We start from the raw sequence: 18,457 nt of genomic DNA, 5'->3' as shown, positions 1-18,457 counted from the left end.
TGCCCTTCTGTTGCTGTTGGCTCACTGGTCACTCGACGTCGGACAGTTCGGCATCGGGGTGCTTGGTGGCGAACGCCTGCAGCGCGTCGGTGCTGCTCTTCAGCGCGCTGTAGAGCTGGCCCTGGATCTCGCCGAGCTCGTTGTAGATCTCGTGGCGTTCCTGGTTGGGCTCGTAGACGTCACCGAAGCGGGCCATCTTGCGGGCGGCCGTGGCGATCGAGGTGTCGCCGTGCACGCCGGTCGAGGCCATGGCCAGCACACCCGCGCCCAGTGCCGAGATCTCGTCCTCGAGGCAGGCGGTGATCGGCAGGCCGGTGGTGTCGGCCATGATCTGGCGCCACAGCGGCGAGCGGACGCCGCCGCCCATCGCACGCACGGTCGTCACCTTGGTGCCGGTGCCCTCTTCCATGCCGCGCAGCGAGCGGGCCATTTCGAGGCCGATGGCCTCGAGGATCGAGCGGTACATCGAGCCGCGTCCGTGGGTGCCACGCCAGCCGACGACGGCGCCGCGGGCGATCGGGTCCCAGTGGGGGCTCTGCACAGCGTTCCAGTACGGCAGGGTGACCAGGCCACCGGCGCCGACGGGCCGTTCTGAGGCTACGCGCTCGAGCTCGGGGTCGGGGCGTCCACCCAGTTCGGGATTGCCGAACGCGCTGCGGTACCAGGTGGGCAGGAATGCACCGGACGACTGCAGCACCTCGAGCACGTAGGTGTCGGGGACACCGCCGGCCAGGGTGCGGTAGACGGGCCCGAACGCGTACTCATTCGACATGACACCGGCGACCACGGCGGTGCCCAGGTTCATGTAGAGCACCTCGGGGTCGACGGCGGCCGCGCCGATGCCGGCGGCCTGGCCGTCACCGAGGCCGGCCACCAGGGTGATGTCCTGGGTGAGGCCCCAGTAGTCGGCGATGTCGCGCTTGACGACGCCGAGCACCTCACCGGGCTTGGCCAGCGAGGCCATCTGGTCGCGGCGCACGCCGGCGATTTCCATCAGCGAGTCGTCGAAGTCCTGCTTGGCGATGTCGAACAGGCCGAGTGAGTCGGCGCAGGCGACGGAGTCCTTCCACTCACCCAGCAGCTTGAAGACCAGGTAGGCATGCACGTCGACGACACGGTCGGCCTTCTCGAGCACGCCGGGCTCGTTCTCTTTCACCCAGGCCATCTTGTAGATGGCGGGGGTGACGTCGGCGGGCTTGCCCGAGAGCTCCCAGATCTGCTGGCTGCCGTACTTCAGGATCTGGTCGGCGGCGCGGATGTCGAGCCACAGGATGCCGTTGCGCAGCGGGGTGCCGTCCTCGGTGAAGGGGGCGAAGGTCTCGCGCTGGTGGGTGACACCCATCGCGACGATGCGTTCCTTGTCGGCCTGGCTCAGGTGGGCGATCGCGGCGGCGATGGCTTCGTTGGTGGAGTTCCACCAGTCTTCGGGGTTGTGCTCGCCGTAGCCCTGCTTGGGGGTCTTGAGCGCGATCTCGCGCTTGCCGAGCGCCAGCACCTTGCCCTCGGCGTCGACGATGATCGCCTTGCTGGACGTGGTGGAGGAGTCGACGGCAATGACAAGGGGGTCAGAGATGGACATGTGGACCTCGAATCAGCGTTGATTTCCAGCGGGTGCCCACGGTGGCACCCGGCTGGGGGACCACGTCCTCTGTGGTCGCCTCGTGGTCCATCCAACAGCATCAATGGTTGATTAACCAGATGAAGTGGTGAAATGAACGAACGTTCAAAGGGGTGGAACGATTGTGCAAGGTCGGGTTGTTGGACGGCCCGGCACATGCCTCGTCCACGCACGGCGGTGCCGGGTCATTGCCGGGTCGGTGCTTCAGTTGCTCGGCTGTCAGGTGTCACGGGACGAGGCATCGCCGCGGGCGTGGCCAGTCAGCCGAACCGCAGCACCGCCGCCGTGGCGTCGTCGTGGCGCTTCCCGGGCCGGTCGGTGCCGTCATCCTCGGCGGCGCGGATCTCGTCCACGACCGCGCCGAGTGGTGAATCCACCAGAGCTGTTGCGAGCGAGGCCACGTCATGCAGCGCCAACCTGTCGAGCGCACGCGTGATGCCATCCGAGCAGGCGACCACCGCACGCAGTCCCTCGAGTGGCACGCTCGCCGAGATCGCGTGGTCGGCCACCTTCGGGTCGTCCTGTGCCACCCAGAAGCCCTCGGGGTGGTTGCGGTGCATCTCGACGAACCGCGCCGTGCTCTCGGCGGCCATGGTCTCGGGCACGCCGCGCGTGCGCAGTTCTTCCCGATACGTGGACGCCCTGGCTGCGACACCCTCGACCAAGGTGTCGGTCACCAGCTGGGGTTCGTCCGAGCTGGGCACCAGCAGCACGGCGGCATCGCAGAGCACCATGTACTCGAGCTTGTCGCCATGGGTGCGGAAGGCCGCCACCGTTGCCGAGGGCGACCCGTCCTGCAGGATGCAGGCCGCCCCGTGCAGGTTGCGCACATGGCCGATCGCCAGTGCCAGCGCCTCGCGGGGGCCGAGTCGCCGGTCGTGGAACCGGTCATACAGGGCGTCGGCGAGCTTGTTCGCGTACCACGACACCGAGTGCTGGCAGCCGGCCCTGAACCGGTGGTCGACGCCTGCGCCGTCCACGACAACGGCGAGCCCGGGGCCGACGCGCACCGCGTCCTCGTTGGCACGCTCGGCCGACGAGGGGCGCGAGACCGAATCCGGCAGCAGGCGCGTCGTCCAGGGTTCGACGGTCGTCACGGTCATCGCACCGCCGGGACGTGCCAGATCTTGTCCAGGTAGTCGCCGATGGCACGGTCAGAGCTGAAGTAGCCCGACCGGGCGACGTTCAGGATCGACGCGTTCGTCCAGCGCGGCTTGTCGGCGTAGGCCTTCTCGACCTCGTCCTGGGCCTCGAGGTACGACTCGAAGTCGGCCAGGGCCAGGAAGCGGTCGTTGTACAGCAGGTCCGAGACCACCGGTGCGGCGGCCTCACGGTCACCGCCGGTGAAGTGGCCGCTGGCCAGCAGGTCGATGGTGCGACGCAGGCGCTCGTTGTGCTCGTAGACACCGCTCGGCACGTAGCCGGCGGCCTGACGGGCGGCCACCTCGGGCTCGGTCATGCCGAACAGGAAGAAGTTCTCTTCGCCGACCTGTTCGCGGATCTCGACGTTCGCGCCGTCGAGGGTGCCGATGGTCAGCGCACCGTTGAGCGCGAACTTCATGTTGCCGGTGCCAGAGGCCTCTTTGCCGGCCAGCGAGATCTGCTCGGACAGGTCGGCGGCAGGGATGAGCTTCTCGGCCAGGGTGACGTTGTAGTTCGCCGGGAAGGCGATCTTGAGCGCGTCGTCGACCCGCTTGTCGGTATTGATCGTCTCGGCGACCTTGTTGATCAGGAAGATCGTCTCTTTGGCCATCCGGTAGCCAGGGGCGGCCTTGGCGCCGAAGACCACCGTGCGGGGGGTGATCTGGTCGGGCGTCTTCTCACCTGAGATGATCTGCTCGTACAGGCTGACGATGTGCAGCAGCTTCAGCGACTGGCGCTTGTACTCGTGCAGTCGCTTGACCATGACGTCGAGCAGGTGGGTCTCGGGCAGCACGATGCCGTCACGCTGCGCCAGCAGTCGGATCAGGCGGTTCTTGTTGGCCTGCTTGGCCTCGACGAAGCGCTGCTGGAAGTCCTCGTCGCCGGCGTAGACCTCGAGTTCCTGCAGGCGGCCAAGGTTCGCCAGCCAGCCCTTGCCGATGGTGTCGGTGACGACGGCCGACAGGGCGGGGTTCGAGAGCCGGACGAACCGGCGTGGGGTCACACCGTTGGTCACGTTGGTGAACTTCTCGGGCATCATCTCGCTGAAGTCGGCGAAGACCTTGTCACGCAGCAGTTGCGATTGCAGCGCCGCGACACCGTTGACCTTCGAGCCGGCGACCGTGGCCAAGTAGGCCATCCGGACGGCGCGCTCGGGGAACTCCGAGATGATCGACATGCGGCGCACCCGCATCTCATCGTCGGGGAACTGCTCGCGCACCTGCAGCAGGAAGGCGTCGTTGATCTTGTAGATGATCTCGAGGTGGCGCGGCAGCAGCCGACCCATCAGTTCGGTCGACCACACCTCGAGCGCCTCGGGCAGCAGGGTGTGGCAGGTGTAGGCGAAGCACTGCTGCGTCGTGGCCCAGGCATCGTCCCAGTCGAGCTTCTCTTCGTCGACGAGGATGCGCATCAGCTCGGGGATGCCGATGACCGGGTGGGTGTCGTTGAGCTGGAAGATGATGCGCTCGTGCAGGTTGCGCAGGTCGAAGTCGTCGGGCAGCGAATCGATGAAGTCGCGCAGCGAGGCGGCGACGAAGAAGTACTGCTGCTGCAGGCGCAGTTCCTTGCCCTGGGGGGTCGAGTCCTCGGGGTAGAGCACCTTCGAGATGTTCTCGGCGAAGGTCTGGGCGCGCACGGCATCGGCATAATCACCGGAGTTGAAGATCTGCAGGTCGAACGCCTTGGTCGCCTGCGCGCTCCACAGGCGCAGGGTGTTGACACGGTCGTTGCGGTAGCCCGGCACCATGTAGTTGTAGGGCACGGCCAGCACATTCCAGTCCGGCACCCACCTGCTGCGGGTGGTGCCGGCATCGTCATAGGTCTCGGTGCGGCCGCCGAAGTGCACCTGCACCGAGGCCTCGGGGTGCGGGAACTCCCACGGCACACCCAGGCCCAGCCAGTTGTCGGGCTGCTCGACCTGACGGCCCTCGACGAAGGTCTGGCGGAAGATGCCGTACTCGTAGCGGATGCCGTAGCCGATGCAGGGGATCTCCATGGTGGCCAGGGAGTCGATGAAGCAGGCGGCCAGGCGGCCGAGGCCACCGTTGCCCAGGCCCGGCTCGACCTCTTGCTGGCGCACGGCGGCGATGTCGAGGCCACACTGCTCGAGCGCCTTCTCGGCGATGTCGAACAGGTCTGTGGCGAGCAGGTTGTTGTTGAGCTGTCGTCCCAGCAGGTATTCGGCCGACAGGTAACCGACGAACTTGGCGCCGGTCTCGCGGTAGTAGCGCTGGGTCGGCAGCCACTGGGCCATCAGGTAATGGCGCACGGTGCGGGCGAGTGCCAGGTACTGGTCGTTCTTGGTCGAGCGCGACAGGGTGACGCCCTGGCCGAAGTTGAGCTCGCGCAGGAACTCCTTGACGAAGCCGTCGACCGAGAAGGGCGGGGCGACCACAGGCCCGCGGGCCACGGGATGGGTCACCTCGGAGATCGGGCCAAGGGTGCCCTTGCTCTCGGGGGACTCGTCGGTGACGTCGAGCTTGGTGTAGGTGCTCATGTGATTCCTTCACGAAGGGCAGCTGACACAAACCTGCGCCCACTGGGAACGATCCCCCGTGGACGCAGCAATGTCCGGACAGGGCCCATCCTTACACGATTTACGTCCGTTGAGCAGGGGGCAACCGAACACTTCAGGTCGGCTTGTGGGATTTGCCACTCAGTGTTGACCCGCGACCATGGCCACCCGGACGAGTTCACACCGACGAGTTCACGCAGCGGGGCCCCGCACCGAATCCCGGTGCAGGGCCCTGCAACACGTGGTGGCGTGGTGGTGCCTCAGGCGGTGACCAGCTGGCGCTCGTCCTCGCTGACGTAGTCGACCTCGCCGTCGTAGAGGCGGCGGTTCAGCACCTTTTCGCGGGCGCTGACGATCACGGGCACGAGCTGCTGACCAGCCACGTTCGTGGCGGTGCGGATCATGTCGAGGATCGGGTCGATGGCCAGCAGCAGGCCGACGCCCTCGAGGGGCAGGCCCAGGGTCGACAGGGTCAGCGTCAGCATGACGATGGCCCCGGTCAGACCGGCGGTGGCGGCCGAACCCACGACGGCGACGAAGGCGATCAGCAGGTAGTCGGTGATGCCCAGGTCGATGCCGAACAGCTGGGCCACGGTGATGGCGGCCAGGGCCGGGTAGATGGCGGCGCAACCGTCCATCTTGGTGGTGGCACCCAGCGGGGCGGCGAACGAGGCGTACTCAGACGGCACACCCAGCTTCTCGACGAGGGAGCGACGGGTGACCGGCAGGGTGCCGATGGACGAACGCGAGACGAAGGCCAGGGTGATGGCATCCCAGGCGCCGGCGAAGAAGCGGCGAATGCTCAGGCCGTGCAGCTTCAGGATCACCGGGTAGAGCACGAACATCACGATCAAGCAGCCGACGTAGACGTCGAGGGTGAAGATGCCGAGCGGCGCGATCAGGTCCCAGCCATAGGTGGCGACCGCACGTCCGATCAGGGCGGCGGAGCCGATGGGCGAGAGCAGGATGACCCACCAGACGAGCTTCTGCAGCACCTCGAGCACCGATTCGCTGAGGTTGACGAAGGGCTCGGCCTTCTTGCCGACGGCCAGCGCGGCGGCGCCCAGCGCGATGCCGAGCACGACGATCTGCAGCACGTTGAAGTTGAGCGAACTGGTGACTGCGACAGCGCCATCAGCCTGGGCAACCTTCGAGCTGACCGAGGCACCGAAGATGTTGCTGGGGATGATCGAGGTGAGGAAGTCGAGCCAGGTGCCCTGGGTGGCAGATGCCTTGGCGCCCTCGGTGCCGATGCTGGCGTGGGTGCCGGGACCGGTGAGCACACCGATGACGATGCCGATCACGACGCTGGCAAGGGCGGTGATGGCGAACCAGATCAGGGTCTGCACGGCCAGTCGGGCCGCATTGGTGACCTGGCGCAGCTTGGTGATGCTGACGATCATGGCGAACAGCACCAGCGGCACGACGATCACGCGCAGCAGTTGCACGAACGCGTTGCCGATGATCGAGAGCGTCTGGGTGAGCCACTCGACGTCCCAGGTGCGGGCGATGAAGCCGAGCACGACGCCGACGGCCAGGCCGACGAAAATCTGGGCCCAGAACGGGAACTTCTTCTTCTTGGCCGCGGGCCGGGTGACCTGCGGCTGGTCGAGGTCGTCGACCGGGTCGGCCGAGGGGTGTGACTGCGACATGGGTACTGCCTTTCACCAAAAGTGAACGTTCGGCATGCGGCGGGTGCGGCAGCCGGGGGCGGGCAGGCCCAGAGGGAGCGTCTGCCACTGCACTGGGCAACAACCCGTGCATGTTCAACTATTCCCGATGGGGTGGATGAGTTTTCGGGCGGCCCCGGGAAACTCGGGGGTGGTCGGGGCGTGCCGGGCGGTCAGTACCAGGGCCAGCCGGTGGTTGAGGGGCAGCTGGGCTCGCGGAAGCCACGGAAGGCCACTGACGCCTGGGCGAGGGTGGTGGGCACTTTGGCGAGGACTCGTCCGGCAAGGGCCAGCGACATCAGCGGGGTGCCACCCAGGAAGGCGGCTCCGAGGGCCTGCACCGACATCGAGAGCTGGGGCTCGTCCCGGCTGCGCACGCACATGGCACCGGCCTCGTCGGCCTGCAGGCGGAAGGTGCCGTGGTTCCAGGGGCAGAGGTGGTCGGTGACCTCGAAGGTGACGTCGACGGGGGCCGAATAGCGGCGCGATGACAGCGCGCGGGGCACGTCGACGAGGCGGACGGCGAGGGCATCGCGGATGGTCCAGTCGAGGGCTTCGGGGTCTTGCACCATGTACTGGAGTGCCTCGTCAGGGGCACAATTGGCGCGCACGGAGTCGGCGGCGTCGAGGTCGAGCAGGAAGCGCCAGAGCTGGGCATAGGCCGAGCGGTGCACGGCGACGAGTTCGGGTACGAGCAGGCGGTTGACGGTGCGGCCGCGTTCGTCGAGGCGCTCGGCGAACCAATAGGTGGCATAGCCCTGGGGCTGGCCCTCGGCGTCCCAATGGATGGCGAAGCGGGTGGTGGTGCGCCCGGAGCGGGTGGCGGCCAGGTCGGTGAGGAAGGTCGACCATTGGGTGGGGGAGCGCTCGGCCCAGCCGACGTTCATCTGGCGGGCGCGGGCGTGGACACGAGGCAGCACCCCGGCGGCGACCTGCTCATCGACCAGGGTCACCCGGCCGGTGCCGAGCTCGACATCGGGCCGGTAGCCCATGAACCGGGTCTGGCCGTGCACGACGGCGGTTTGCATGGCCATGCCGAAGCCGAACCGGGTGTAGACCTCGGCCTGGTCGGAGTTCAGCACGGCGAGGGCTTCGCGGCGGTGTTCGTACATGTCGGTGAACAGGTCGCGCACGAGCTGGCTGAAGACGCCGCGGCGGCGGTGGGTGGGGCTGACGGCCGCGCAGGCGATGCCGGCCACGTCTTCGCGCTGGCCGCCGGGAAGCGTGAGCTGGCGTGGCAGCGCGGCAATGCCGCCCACCGGGTCGGCGCCGTCGAAGGCACCGCGGGTGCGTTCGAGCGGCAGCGACTGGCGCAACCAGCGCAGCGAGCGCTCGTCGTGGTCGCGGCCCTGGGCATTGCCCACCACCTTGGCCCAGTCGTCGAACTCCGCCGGGGTGACCGGGCGGGTGGTGATGACGGGGATCGAGGTGTGCGACATGGGGGCCACGAAACCATGCGGGTGGTTCACGGGGTGTGGATGCTCGGGCGGGGCTGGGGGCGCGTACTCACGCGTGTGGGGAGCGTGTCCGGGATCGGGCAGGAGTTCGCGGGATCAGCCGGTGAGCGGGAGCATTCGCCAACTCCGGCCGGGTTCTGGTCACCCGCCCGGCACGCGTGGCCATGCGCCTGCACCTGCACCCGCGCCCTCATGACCGTGCCGGGGTACACCAGGCGCTGGCCGAGGCGGTTGTGAGCCCCGGATCCCAGCAGTGTGCATCGACCGGTCCGAACCGGCCCCAACGACCCGGAAATCCGCAGGTCGATGCACGCTGCTGGAGTTGGGGCCTCACGAGGGGCACCTCGGGCTGCTCCTGATGGGCTGCTTCGGCGGCTGGGCTACTTCGGGGGCAACGTGCGGGCGTGGGCCACGCCCTGCTCGACGAGCTCGGCCAGCAGGTCGTCATCGAGATCGTCGAGCTCGGCGTGCAGCCAGCCCTTCATCTCGCGGCCGCGCATCACCATCGGGGCCAGGGCCGGGTGCCTGGCCGCCAGTTCGACGCCGGTGTGGTCGGCGACCCTCGCCATGGCACCACCATCGCCATTGGCGGCGACGGCCATGTTGCCGTTGACAAGGAAGGCGAGCCCGCCGAACATCGCCTTTTCGGTGATGCCGTCCTCGGGCTCGAGCAGCTCACGGATGCGGTCAGCCAGGCCGCGGTCATATGCCATGACCTGAGTATGCGCCGGGTGTCCGCAACCCGGCGGGAGTTCGCAGGATCAGCCGGTGGACGGGAGCATTCGCCAACTCCGGCCGGGTTCTGGTCACGCCCCCCGGCACGGCTTGGCCATGCGCCTGCACCCGTGCCCTCATGACCGTGCCGACGTACTCCAGGCGCTCGCCGAGGCGGCTGTGACCCCCGGGTCCCAGCAGTGTGCATCGACCGGTCCGAACTGGCCCCAACGACCCGGAAATCCGCCGGTCGATGCACGCTGCTGGAGTTGGGCCTCACGAGGGGCACCTCGGGCTGCTCCTGGTGGGCTGCTCCTGGTGGGCTGCTTCTGGTGGGCTGCTTCTGGTGGGCTGCTCCTGGTGGGCTGCTCCTGGTGGGCTGCTCCAGGTGGCCGATTCGCTGCCGAACCCCGCTGCCGTCACCGATGGGGCACCAATCCCGCCGGGTGTCCGCAACCCGGCGGGAGTTCGCAGGATCAGCCGGTGAACGGGCGCATTCGCCAACTCCGGCCCGGTTCTGGTCACCCCGCAACCGCACTGCGCGCCCGCCGCGTTTCGGGGCACATCACCGCCCGCCGACCTAGGCTGAACCCCATGGGCGATGACACGATCCTCGAGATCCCGGCACCCGATGGCGGCACCCGGTCGGTGAAGCTGTCCAGCGGCGACCGGGTGCTCTGGCCCGGGTCGGGCATGACCGACGGCCGCGATGTCACCAAGCGTGACCTCGTCGACTACCTGCTCGCCGTCGCTGAACCCTTCCTCGCCGCCAATGGTGACCGGCCCATCACGCTGCAGCGGTTCCCCGAGGGTATCGAGGGCGAGGAGTTCTTCAGCAAGCGCCCGCCCCAGGGCAAGCCCGGCTTCATCGACACGGTCACCTGCACCTATCCCTCGGGCCGCCGCCATGCCCAGCTCGTGCTGCACGAACCCGCCGCACTCGCCTGGACCGGCCAGATGTCGACCATCACGTTCCACCCGTGGCCCGTGACCGCTGACGCCAACCACCCCAACAGCCTCGACAACCCCGATGAGCTGCGCATCGACCTCGACCCGCAGCCCGGCCGCGGTTTCGCCGATGCCGTCGAAGCCGCTCATGCCCTGCGCGAGCTGATGGTCGAGCTTGGCTACCGCCCCTTCGTCAAGACCTCCGGCAACCGCGGAGTGCACATCTTTGCCCGCATCAACCCGACCCATGAGTTCCAGGACGTGCGCCACGGCGTCATCGGCATCGCCCGCGAACTCGAACGCCGCCTGCCCGACCTGGTCACCACCAGCTGGTGGAAGGAGGAGCGCGGCGAAAAGATCTTCGTCGACTTCAACCAGGCCAACCGCGACCGCACCCTGGCCGGCGCGTTCAGCCCCCGCCCGCTGCCCGGCGCCCCCGTCTCGATGCCCGTCGCCTGGGACGACCTCTCGTCGGTCACCCCCGGCGACTTCACGGTCCGCACCGTCCCCGAGCTGCTCGCAGCACACGGCAACCCCTGGCAGCACCTGGCCGACGATCCCGGCGACATCACCCGCGCGCTCGACCTGTGGCAGGCCGACCTCGACCGCGGCCTGGGTGAACTGAACTTTCCCCCCGACTACCCGAAGATGCCCGGGGAGCCGCCACGCGTGCAGCCGTCCAAGCGCCGAAAGGACCGTGACGAGGCCGAATACCTGCCGCCCAAGGCCGAGCGCGACGCCGAATGGGGAACCGCGATCACCCCGCCGTACGGCCCGATGCTGGCCAAGGCCGTCAAAGAGATCCCCAAGGTCGAGGCCATCTACGAGCCCAAATGGGACGGCTTCCGCACCCTGATCTGGCGTTCCGGCGACATGGTCGAGCTGGGCAGTCGCAATGAACGCCCGATGACCCGCTACTTCCCCGAACTGGTCGAGGCGATCAAAGAGAACTTTCCCGAACACTGCTGCATCGATGGCGAGATCGTCATGGTCGACCCCGAGCACGGCGACCGGTTGAACTTCGATGCGCTGCAGCAACGCATCCACCCCGCGGCGAGCCGCATCAAGAAGCTCTCGGTGCAGATGCCGGCCAGTTTCGTCGCGTTCGATGTGCTCGCGATCGGCATGACCGACTACACAGGGGTGCCCTTCGTCGAGCGCCGCGCCGCGCTCGAAAAGGCTCTGGCAAGGGCAAAGGCGCCGATTCACCTCACCCCGATCACCCGCGACCGCGATGTCGCGCGCGAATGGTTCACCCGGTTCGAGGGGGCCGGGCTCGACGGCATCATGGCCAAGCCGCTCGACATGGGTTACCTCGAAGACAAGCGCGTCATGTACAAGATCAAGCACGAGCGCACCGCCGACTGCGTGGTCGCGGGCTACCGCACCTACAAAGACACGGACGACGCGGTCGGCTCGCTGATGCTCGGCCTGTACGACGAGTCGGGCAACCTCAATTCCGTCGGGGTCATCGGGGCCTTCCCCATGGACCGCCGCCGAGAGCTGTTCGAAGAACTGCAGCCGTTGGTGACCAGCTTCGAGGGACACCCGTGGGCCTGGGCCGACCCCGGCCAGGGCGACGCCGCGGCCAAAGCCGCCCCCACTGAACAACTGCCCGACAACCGTGACCAGTCGTTCCCGCGCACGCCGACCTCGTCGGCCTACAGCCGCTGGAATGCCAAGAAGGACCTCTCGTTCACCCCGCTGCGCCCCGAGCGGGTGGTCGAGGTGCGCTACGACCACATGGAGGGCAACAGGTTCCGCCACACCGCCCAGTGGGTGCGCTGGCGCGACGACCGCACGCCCCAGAGCTGCACCTATGACCAGCTCGACGAGCCGGTCAGCTACGACCTGGGCGAGATCCTGTCGCTGTGACCAGAACCGGGCAGGAGTTCCCGAATCCAGCCATCAACCGCGCCCCTCCGCACACTCCTGCCGGATTCTGGACATGGCCCGTCCCATGCCCCCGCGCCGGGCCGACCTACGACTCCCGCCCGCGCCTGAACCGCCGCTTCAGCGTCACCTCCGGCAGCTCCGGGGCCCGCAACCGCGGCACGCTGCCCCGGTAGCCCGACACCCGGCCGAACCGGTCATCAGGGGCCTCGTTCCATTCCTGGCGCAGCCGGGTGATGTCGTCGTGACTACGGCCGATGAAGTTCCACCACATCACGATGCCCTCGTCGAACGGGGTGCCGCCCAGCAGCATGATGCGGGCCGGGGCGTCGGTGGGGTTGTGCAGCCGCAGGTGGTCGAGCCCGGCATCGCGCACCCCCAGCACGCTGTTGTCGAGGCGCACCCCGTCGAAGTCGACCACGCCTGAATCCACCAGCACCCCGTGCTCGAAACCGCCGTCGACGGTCGTCTCCCACGTCGCCCCGGGTTCGAGAACCACCTCTGAACCCAGCAGCGGCGTCTCGGTCTGCACGGGCGAGCCGGCATCACCGAGCCGCCCGATGAAGGTGCGCGCCCGCACCCCCGGCGCCACCGCGTCGACGTCCGGCTCGAAATGCTGGAATTCCCGCTCAAGATCAGCACTGTGCTCCGGCAGTACCACCCACAACTGCACCCCGTGCAGTGCCGCGCGGCTCTTCGTCGACACCTCTGAATGGGCGATGCCATGACCAGAGGTCATCAGGTTCACCTGCCCCGGCCGCACCATCGCATGCACCCCGCCCGAATCCCGGTGCTCAATCTCGCCCGAGAACAGCCAACTCACTGTTTGCAGCGACGTGTGCGGGTGCGGCGGCACATCCATGCAGGCACCCTCTTCGGGGCCGTAGTGGTCGATGAAGCACCACGCCCCCACGAACGAGCGGCGCAGGTTGGGCAGTGTTCGCCGCACCCGCATGGCGTCCTCACCGCCCAGCGCAACGTCCTTGGGCGGGTAGGTGTCGACCTGGCCGGGGTGGTGCTCAAACGGTACCGGGCAGTCGAGCAGTGCTGACGTCTTCTCGGTATTGCTCATGGGAGGCCTCCTCGGCCCATCGTGACACGGGTATCCCCGGTGAGGGGCGGCCCGCCGGAAGGTAACGTATGGCGCATGGCCGAGGAATTCCGATTGCGCGCGGGCGACACCGACCGTGACGCGGTGCTCTCAGTGCTGCAAGAGGCGCTGGTCGCCGGACGCCTTGACCGTTTCGAGTTTGATGAGCGCCAGACCCAGGTGATGTCGGCGAAGTTCTTGGACGAGCTGCCGCCGGTGGTGGCCGACCTTCCTGAGGGCGGGGCGCTCGTGATGATGCAGGGCCATGCAGGTCAGGCAGCACTCGCGGCAACGACCGGTCCCACCGCCGGTCTCGCGCAGCGTCCGGCCGGTGCCGTGGCCCCCGTCGACCCGTCGATGACCAGCGTCGCCGTGATGAGCGGACGCAACCTGGTGCCCGAATACGGCACCACCGAGGTGAAGCAGTTCTCGTTCTGGGGCGGTGACGACATCGACCTGGGGCGGGCATTCGGGCCCGGGGTCGAAATCGAGCTGTCGATGTTCGTCGTGATGGGCGGCAATACTGTTTACGTGCCTGCGGGCGTGCGGGTGATCGACGAAACGGTGGCGGTCATGGGCGGCAATGACGTGCGTGCGAAGGCGCAGGGCGACGGCTCGAACGGCGTGCTGCGGTTGACGGGGCTGGCGTTCATGGGTGGCAGTTCGATCAAGCGGTCCAAGCTCGACACGTCACAGGACGACTGAAGACCGCCGCTCGTCCGAAGACACTGAACCCCCGAACGCGCACGGCGTCCGGGGGTTCGTTGCAGGTGCAGCGTGACTCAGGCGGCCAGCACGGCAGCGAGTTTGGCAGCAGCGGCTTTGAGGTCGGCCTCGTGGGCGGCGACGATCGCGGCGGGCTCGGCCACGAGACCGTCGGCGCCGGGGGCGTTGTCACCGAAGGCGAGTGCGACCGGCTCGGTCACGACGTTGGCCTTCATGTTGCCCAGGATCTCGACGAGGTGCTTGCTGGCACGCGAGGCGCCGCCGAAGCCGTAGCCGATCACCATGGTGGGCTTGTCCTGCCATTCGGCGAACAGGTGGTCGATGGCGTTCTTGACGCTGGCGGGCATGCCGCCGTTGTACTCGGGCGAGAGCCACACGACGGCGTCGGCACCCTTGACGACCTCGGACCAGTTCTGGGTGGCCTCGAGGGTGTAGTTGCCCATTGCCGGCATCTGTGGCTCGGCGAGGAAGGGCAGGTCAAGCTGCTTGAGGTCGACGACCTCGACGTCGGCGCCGGTGGCCTGGGCCAGGGCCGGTGCGACGGAGTCGACGAGCTGGGTGCCGACGCGGACGGGGCGGGTGCTGCCGATGATGAGCTTGATGGTTGCCATATCTGGTGTGCTCCTGGGTGGTGGGCGAGATAGTAGAACGTTCAACCACCACTCTAGCGCTGGTGTGGGCTGTCGTATTCCCGGGTGTTGGTGGCGGGCCTGTGGGGGCCCGCGACGGGGGATAGGTTGGCCCCATGTTCATCGTGCATTGCTTCGTCCGCACCCATGAAGACAAGGTGCAGGACTTCATCGACATCTCGTCGGCCAACTCGAAGGCCAGCCTGCAGGAGCCGGGCTGCAAGCGCTTCGACGTGATCCAGCAGCTGGACGACCCCACCCAGTTCGTGCTGGTCGAGGGCTACGGCTCGCCCGAAGACCTGGACTTCCACAAGACCCAGCCGCACTACTTCGCGTGGAAGGAGGCCATGGAGTCGATCCAGGCCGAGCCGCGCTACACCCGCAAGTACCAGAACCTGCAGCCGGGGGACGAGTCCTGGGGCTGAGGCATCTGCCTGGCGACGGATGACCTGCACCGTGGCGGACGATCTGCCGTGCGGCGCCGTGGTGTAGATCGTCCGTCGACAGGCAGGTCGTCTTTCGACAGGCAGGTGTCAGGAGGCGAGCACGCCGGGTGATTTCGGGACGGGCGCCCGCCGTGACATTATCTGCGTATGGATGCAGATAAGCAGATGTGCGGACTCGACCTGGAGAACCAGTACGTCGAGCTCGCCGTCGAGGTCTTCGGGCTGCTTGCCGATGCCACCAGGGTCCGGATCATCCTTGCCCTGCGCGAACACGGCGAACTGTCGGTGAACCACCTGGCCGAGCTGGTCGACAAGTCCCCGGCGTCGGTCTCGCAGCACCTCGCGAAGTTGCGCATGGCCCGGATCGTCTCGACCAGGCAAGAGGCGCAGCGGGTGTTCTATCGCCTCGCGAACGAGCACGCCTCGCAGCTGGTTTCGGACGCGATCTTCCAGGCCGAGCACTCGCTGGGCGACGAGCCCCTGCATCACCACGCCGACAAGCAGGAGCAGGAGTGACCAGCCGCACACACGAGGCCCACTCGCATGAGGGGCACCAGGATCACGATCATGGGCATGACCACCCCCATGGCCATGACCACGCCCACGACCACCCCCGTGGCCACGCCCACGACCATGGTGACCACGGCCACTCCCACCCCACCGGCTTCAAGGGCTTGCTGCACGAGATCTTCGTGCCCCATTCCCATGACGCCGCCGACTCGATCGACGACGCGATGCAGGCCCACAGCGCCGGCGTCCGCGCCCTGAAGGTCAGCCTGGTCATCATGCTCCTGACGACCCTCTTGCAGGCCGTCGTGGTCGCCTTCTCGGGATCGGTCGCCCTGCTCGCCGACACCGTGCACAACCTCTCGGACGCGCTCACCGCCGTACCGCTCTGGATCGCCTTCGTGCTCGCCCGTCGCCAGGCAACTCGCCGCTACACCTACGGCTTCGGCCGCGCCGAAGACCTTGCGGGCCTGTTCATCGTGCTCATGATCGCCCTGTCGGCCGTCTTCGCCGCCACCGAGGCCATCGACCGCATCGCCCATCCCCGCCCGATGCAGAACATCGGCTGGGTGCTCGCCGCGGGAATCATCGGCTTCCTGGGCAACGAGGCCGTCGCTGTCTATCGCATCAGGGTGGGACGACGCATCGGCTCGGCCGCACTGGTCGCTGACGGCGTCCATGCCCGCACCGACGGGTTCACCTCGCTCGCCGTGGTCCTCGGCGGCATCGGCGTGCTGCTGGGCTTCCCGCTGGCCGACCCCATCGTCGGGCTGCTCATCTCGGCCATGATCGTGGTGCTGCTGGTCGGCACCATCCGCTCGGTGGGGCGCCGGCTCATGGACGGCATCGAGCCGGACCTGGTCGATCGCGCCGAACATGGGCTGGCCCACGTCGACGAGGTGCGGCAGGTCGAACAGGTGCGACTGCGCTGGGTGGGCCACCGCCTGCGCGGCGACGCGCTCGTCCGGGTGGCGCCGATGAGTCTGGCCGAGGCCGAACATGTGGCCGCCCGGGCCGAGGAATCGGCCAAACGCCACCTGCCGAAGCTCGACGAACTGAATGTTCGCGTCACCACGGCAGGTGGCGAGGGCTGAGTTACTGGCTGGGTGGCAGGCTGCTCAAACTGCCAGCGCCACCGCGGCCGGGGTGGTGTCGCGGCCCAGCAGCTGCTGCAGGTCGGTGCTGTCGGACTCCAGGGCACCCTCGGCGATGGCCTCGTCCATGCCGGCGACGAAGCCCGCCACGTCAGCCGGCAGGCCGGCCGACTCGAGCACGGACTGGTACTCGGCGACGGACTGGTTGACGTAGGTGACCTCGCTGCCGATGACCTCACCGACCGCGTCGGCGAGTTCGGGGTAGGTCAGTGCCGGCACGCCGGCCAACTCGTAGACCTTGCCGGCGTGCCCGTCGGTGGTCGCCACGATCGCGGCGGCTTCGGAGTAGTCCTTGCGGGCGGCGGCCGCAACCTTCGCGTCGTCGGCGGCGCCGAAGACCTTGCCGGTCGCACGGGCGGTGTCGATGGCCGAGGAGTAGTTCTCCCAGTACCAGCCGTTGCGCAGCAGGGCATGGTCGATGCCGCTCTCGGCGAGCAGCTGCTCGGTGACGCGGTGCTCCTCGGCCAGGGCCAGGGTTGAGGTGGGGGCGCCGAGCAGGCTCGTGTAGGCGATGAAGTCGACACCGGCCGCCTTCGCGGCATTGATGATGTTCTCGTGCTGGGCCGCGCGCTTGCCGACCTCGCTGGCCGAGACGAACACGAGCCGGTCAACACCGGTCAGGGCGGCGGTCAGGGCGGCCTCGTCCTCGTAGGGGGCCACGGCGACGGTGACGCCCTGGGCGGCGAGCCCGGCTGCCTTCTGCTCATTGCGGACGATGGCCACGATGTCGGCAGGGGCGATGCCGCGGGCGATGAGGGTCTCGATGACGTGTCCGCCGAAGGGGCCGGTGGCGCCGGTGACTGCGATGCGCATGGTGATGTCTCCTGAAGTTCGGTCTGGGGCGCTGTCTGTGGCGACCCGGTGGAGGTGTTTCACCTAGATCATGACACTAACTTTTCGTAAGCACAAATTGTGTGTTAGTGCTGCCTGCGAGTTACCATGGATGGCATGATCGACAGCATGCCCCCCGGGCAGGACGTCCCCCCCGCGGCGGACGTCTTCTCGAGCGCGTGCAGTTCGCGCGATGTGTTGCAGCACCTGACCGGCCGTTGGGGTGCGCTCGCGATGGTCGCGCTGCTGCGCGAGGACGACCTGCGCTTCGGTGAGCTGCGTCGGCGCGTCGGGGGCATCAGCGACCGCATGCTGTCGCAGACCCTGGGCCAGCTCGAGCGCGACGGTTTCGTACAGCGCACGGTGCACAGCGCGATCCCGCCGCATGTGGAGTACTCGCTCACGCCGTTGGGTGCTTGTTTGTGTCGTGAGGTCAGGATCACCCGAGCTGGCTCGGCACCGTCAGCAGCGTCCCTCGGCGATCAGGTCGGCGGCAGCGGTGTCCTCGGCGAATGTTGAACGGGTTCGAGTAGCGCATGTCGAGGTTGTCACACTTGAAGTCTCCGGCCTGCCCCGAACTGTTGATCAGTGGTGGATCGGATCGGCCGCCGGTAGCATCGGAGGCATGATCGTTTCAATAGCGTCGGCCATCCTCTACGTCAGCGATCAGGACTCCGCTCTGAGGTTTTACAGGGACATTCTTGGCTTCGATGTTGTCATGGATGCAGACATGGGCGAAGGCTCGCGTTGGCTGGAAGTCAAGCCTGCCGGTGCCCAAACTTCCATCGTGCTCAGCTCGGCTGAGTCGTTCGGAAAGCAGCCCGGCGAGGGTGCATTTCTGACGTTCGCCGCCGACGATGTTGCGGCCACCGTTGAAGAATTGCGTGCTCGAGGCGCGACGACATCTGAAGTGACGCGCGAGCCTTGGGGGACATACGCGACTGTCGACGCTCCCGATGGCCACAAGCTCCAGTTCAACGAGCGCCCTCAAAACTAGCTGCCCTTCCAGGTCTCCACCCTGGTTGTCCTCGGCCGGGGACTGGAGCTTCACACCTGCCGAGTCCGTAGCTGCTGGTGCGAGCATCGTCGAGAACGACGGAAGACATGACGGAAAAC

16 protein-coding genes are annotated in these 18,457 nt (G+C 67.6%); 7 read left to right on the top strand and 9 right to left on the bottom strand.

All coding sequences use genetic code 11. The annotated features are described in order from the left end of the window. Positions 1 to 28 precede the first annotated feature (28 nt). The 6 genes from ACQCX5_RS04995 to ACQCX5_RS04970 all read right to left on the bottom strand — a co-directional run bounded on the left by ACQCX5_RS04995 (position 29) and on the right by ACQCX5_RS04970 (position 9,116). Positions 29 to 1,579 (bottom strand): xylulokinase, encoded by a 1,551-nt coding sequence (locus ACQCX5_RS04995; protein ID WP_434540913.1) that lies wholly within the window; start codon positions 1,577 to 1,579, stop codon positions 29 to 31. A gap of 299 nt (positions 1,580 to 1,878) precedes the next feature. Beyond that, a complete protein-coding gene (locus ACQCX5_RS04990) occupies positions 1,879 to 2,721 on the bottom strand; it encodes a hypothetical protein (RefSeq protein ID WP_434540912.1) in 843 nt (280 codons plus the stop codon). Continuing rightward, complete coding sequence (locus ACQCX5_RS04985) at positions 2,718 to 5,258, bottom strand: glycogen/starch/alpha-glucan phosphorylase (protein WP_434540911.1); 2,541 nt, start codon at positions 5,256 to 5,258, stop codon at positions 2,718 to 2,720. The genes ACQCX5_RS04990 and ACQCX5_RS04985 overlap by 4 nt, the downstream gene beginning before the upstream one ends. Positions 5,259 to 5,536: 278 nt before the next feature. Then, positions 5,537 to 6,928: a dicarboxylate/amino acid:cation symporter gene (locus tag ACQCX5_RS04980; RefSeq protein ID WP_434540910.1), complete on the bottom strand. Its 1,392-nt coding sequence runs from the start codon at positions 6,926 to 6,928 to the stop codon at positions 5,537 to 5,539. A gap of 191 nt (positions 6,929 to 7,119) precedes the next feature. Next, positions 7,120 to 8,415, bottom strand: coding sequence for a GNAT family N-acetyltransferase (locus ACQCX5_RS04975; RefSeq protein ID WP_434540909.1), 1,296 nt, complete (start codon positions 8,413 to 8,415; stop codon positions 7,120 to 7,122). 368 nt (positions 8,416 to 8,783) lie between these two features. Next, the gene (locus ACQCX5_RS04970; protein ID WP_434540908.1) at positions 8,784 to 9,116 is read right to left on the bottom strand and encodes a TfoX/Sxy family protein; all 333 of its coding nucleotides are present in this window, start codon (positions 9,114 to 9,116) and stop codon (positions 8,784 to 8,786) included. A 595-nt stretch (positions 9,117 to 9,711) separates the two neighbouring features. Here ACQCX5_RS04970 and ACQCX5_RS04965 point away from each other — a divergent pair. After that, positions 9,712 to 11,940 carry an ATP-dependent DNA ligase gene (locus ACQCX5_RS04965; protein WP_434540907.1) on the top strand — a complete coding sequence of 743 codons (2,229 nt, stop codon included), beginning with the start codon at positions 9,712 to 9,714 and terminating at the stop codon, positions 11,938 to 11,940. A gap of 106 nt (positions 11,941 to 12,046) precedes the next feature. On the opposite strand, the gene ACQCX5_RS04960 is transcribed toward ACQCX5_RS04965, so the two are convergent. Then, positions 12,047 to 13,030, bottom strand: coding sequence for a pirin family protein (locus ACQCX5_RS04960; RefSeq protein WP_434540906.1), 984 nt, complete (start codon positions 13,028 to 13,030; stop codon positions 12,047 to 12,049). A gap of 75 nt (positions 13,031 to 13,105) precedes the next feature. On the opposite strand from ACQCX5_RS04960, the gene ACQCX5_RS04955 reads away from it, so the two are divergent. After that, positions 13,106 to 13,753 carry a DUF1707 SHOCT-like domain-containing protein gene (locus tag ACQCX5_RS04955; protein WP_434540905.1) on the top strand — a complete coding sequence of 216 codons (648 nt, stop codon included), beginning with the start codon at positions 13,106 to 13,108 and terminating at the stop codon, positions 13,751 to 13,753. Between the two features lie 77 nt (positions 13,754 to 13,830). Here the strand turns inward: ACQCX5_RS04955 and ACQCX5_RS04950 are convergent, their stop codons facing one another. Then, a complete protein-coding gene (locus ACQCX5_RS04950) occupies positions 13,831 to 14,385 on the bottom strand; it encodes an NADPH-dependent FMN reductase (RefSeq protein ID WP_434540904.1) in 555 nt (184 codons plus the stop codon). 134 nt (positions 14,386 to 14,519) lie between these two features. On the opposite strand from ACQCX5_RS04950, the gene ACQCX5_RS04945 reads away from it, so the two are divergent. The 3 genes from ACQCX5_RS04945 to ACQCX5_RS04935 all read left to right on the top strand — a co-directional run bounded on the left by ACQCX5_RS04945 (position 14,520) and on the right by ACQCX5_RS04935 (position 16,450). Further along, positions 14,520 to 14,828: a putative quinol monooxygenase gene (locus tag ACQCX5_RS04945; RefSeq protein WP_434540903.1), complete on the top strand. Its 309-nt coding sequence runs from the start codon at positions 14,520 to 14,522 to the stop codon at positions 14,826 to 14,828. A gap of 168 nt (positions 14,829 to 14,996) precedes the next feature. Continuing rightward, positions 14,997 to 15,365 (top strand): ArsR/SmtB family transcription factor, encoded by a 369-nt coding sequence (locus ACQCX5_RS04940; protein ID WP_434540902.1) that lies wholly within the window; start codon positions 14,997 to 14,999, stop codon positions 15,363 to 15,365. Next, a complete protein-coding gene (locus ACQCX5_RS04935; RefSeq protein WP_434540901.1) occupies positions 15,362 to 16,450 on the top strand; it encodes a cation diffusion facilitator family transporter in 1,089 nt (362 codons plus the stop codon). Before ACQCX5_RS04940 ends, ACQCX5_RS04935 begins: the two co-directional genes overlap by 4 nt. A gap of 24 nt (positions 16,451 to 16,474) precedes the next feature. Here ACQCX5_RS04935 and ACQCX5_RS04930 read toward each other — a convergent pair whose 3' ends face one another. Continuing rightward, a complete protein-coding gene (locus ACQCX5_RS04930) occupies positions 16,475 to 17,323 on the bottom strand; it encodes an SDR family oxidoreductase (protein ID WP_434540900.1) in 849 nt (282 codons plus the stop codon). A 135-nt stretch (positions 17,324 to 17,458) separates the two neighbouring features. On the opposite strand from ACQCX5_RS04930, the gene ACQCX5_RS04925 reads away from it, so the two are divergent. Both ACQCX5_RS04925 and ACQCX5_RS04920 read left to right on the top strand, forming a co-directional pair. Next, positions 17,459 to 17,860: a winged helix-turn-helix transcriptional regulator gene (locus ACQCX5_RS04925; protein ID WP_434540899.1), complete on the top strand. Its 402-nt coding sequence runs from the start codon at positions 17,459 to 17,461 to the stop codon at positions 17,858 to 17,860. A gap of 106 nt (positions 17,861 to 17,966) precedes the next feature. Continuing rightward, positions 17,967 to 18,338 carry a VOC family protein gene (locus ACQCX5_RS04920; protein WP_434540898.1) on the top strand — a complete coding sequence of 124 codons (372 nt, stop codon included), beginning with the start codon at positions 17,967 to 17,969 and terminating at the stop codon, positions 18,336 to 18,338. Positions 18,339 to 18,457: the final 119 nt, after the last annotated feature.

Origin of the sequence: Aestuariimicrobium sp. G57 (assembly GCF_050110855.1) — a bacterium.
Lineage (GTDB): Bacteria > Actinomycetota > Actinomycetes > Propionibacteriales > Propionibacteriaceae > Aestuariimicrobium.
Note: the sequence above shows the minus strand (reverse complement) of the source record. Positions and strands in the feature narration are given on the sequence as shown.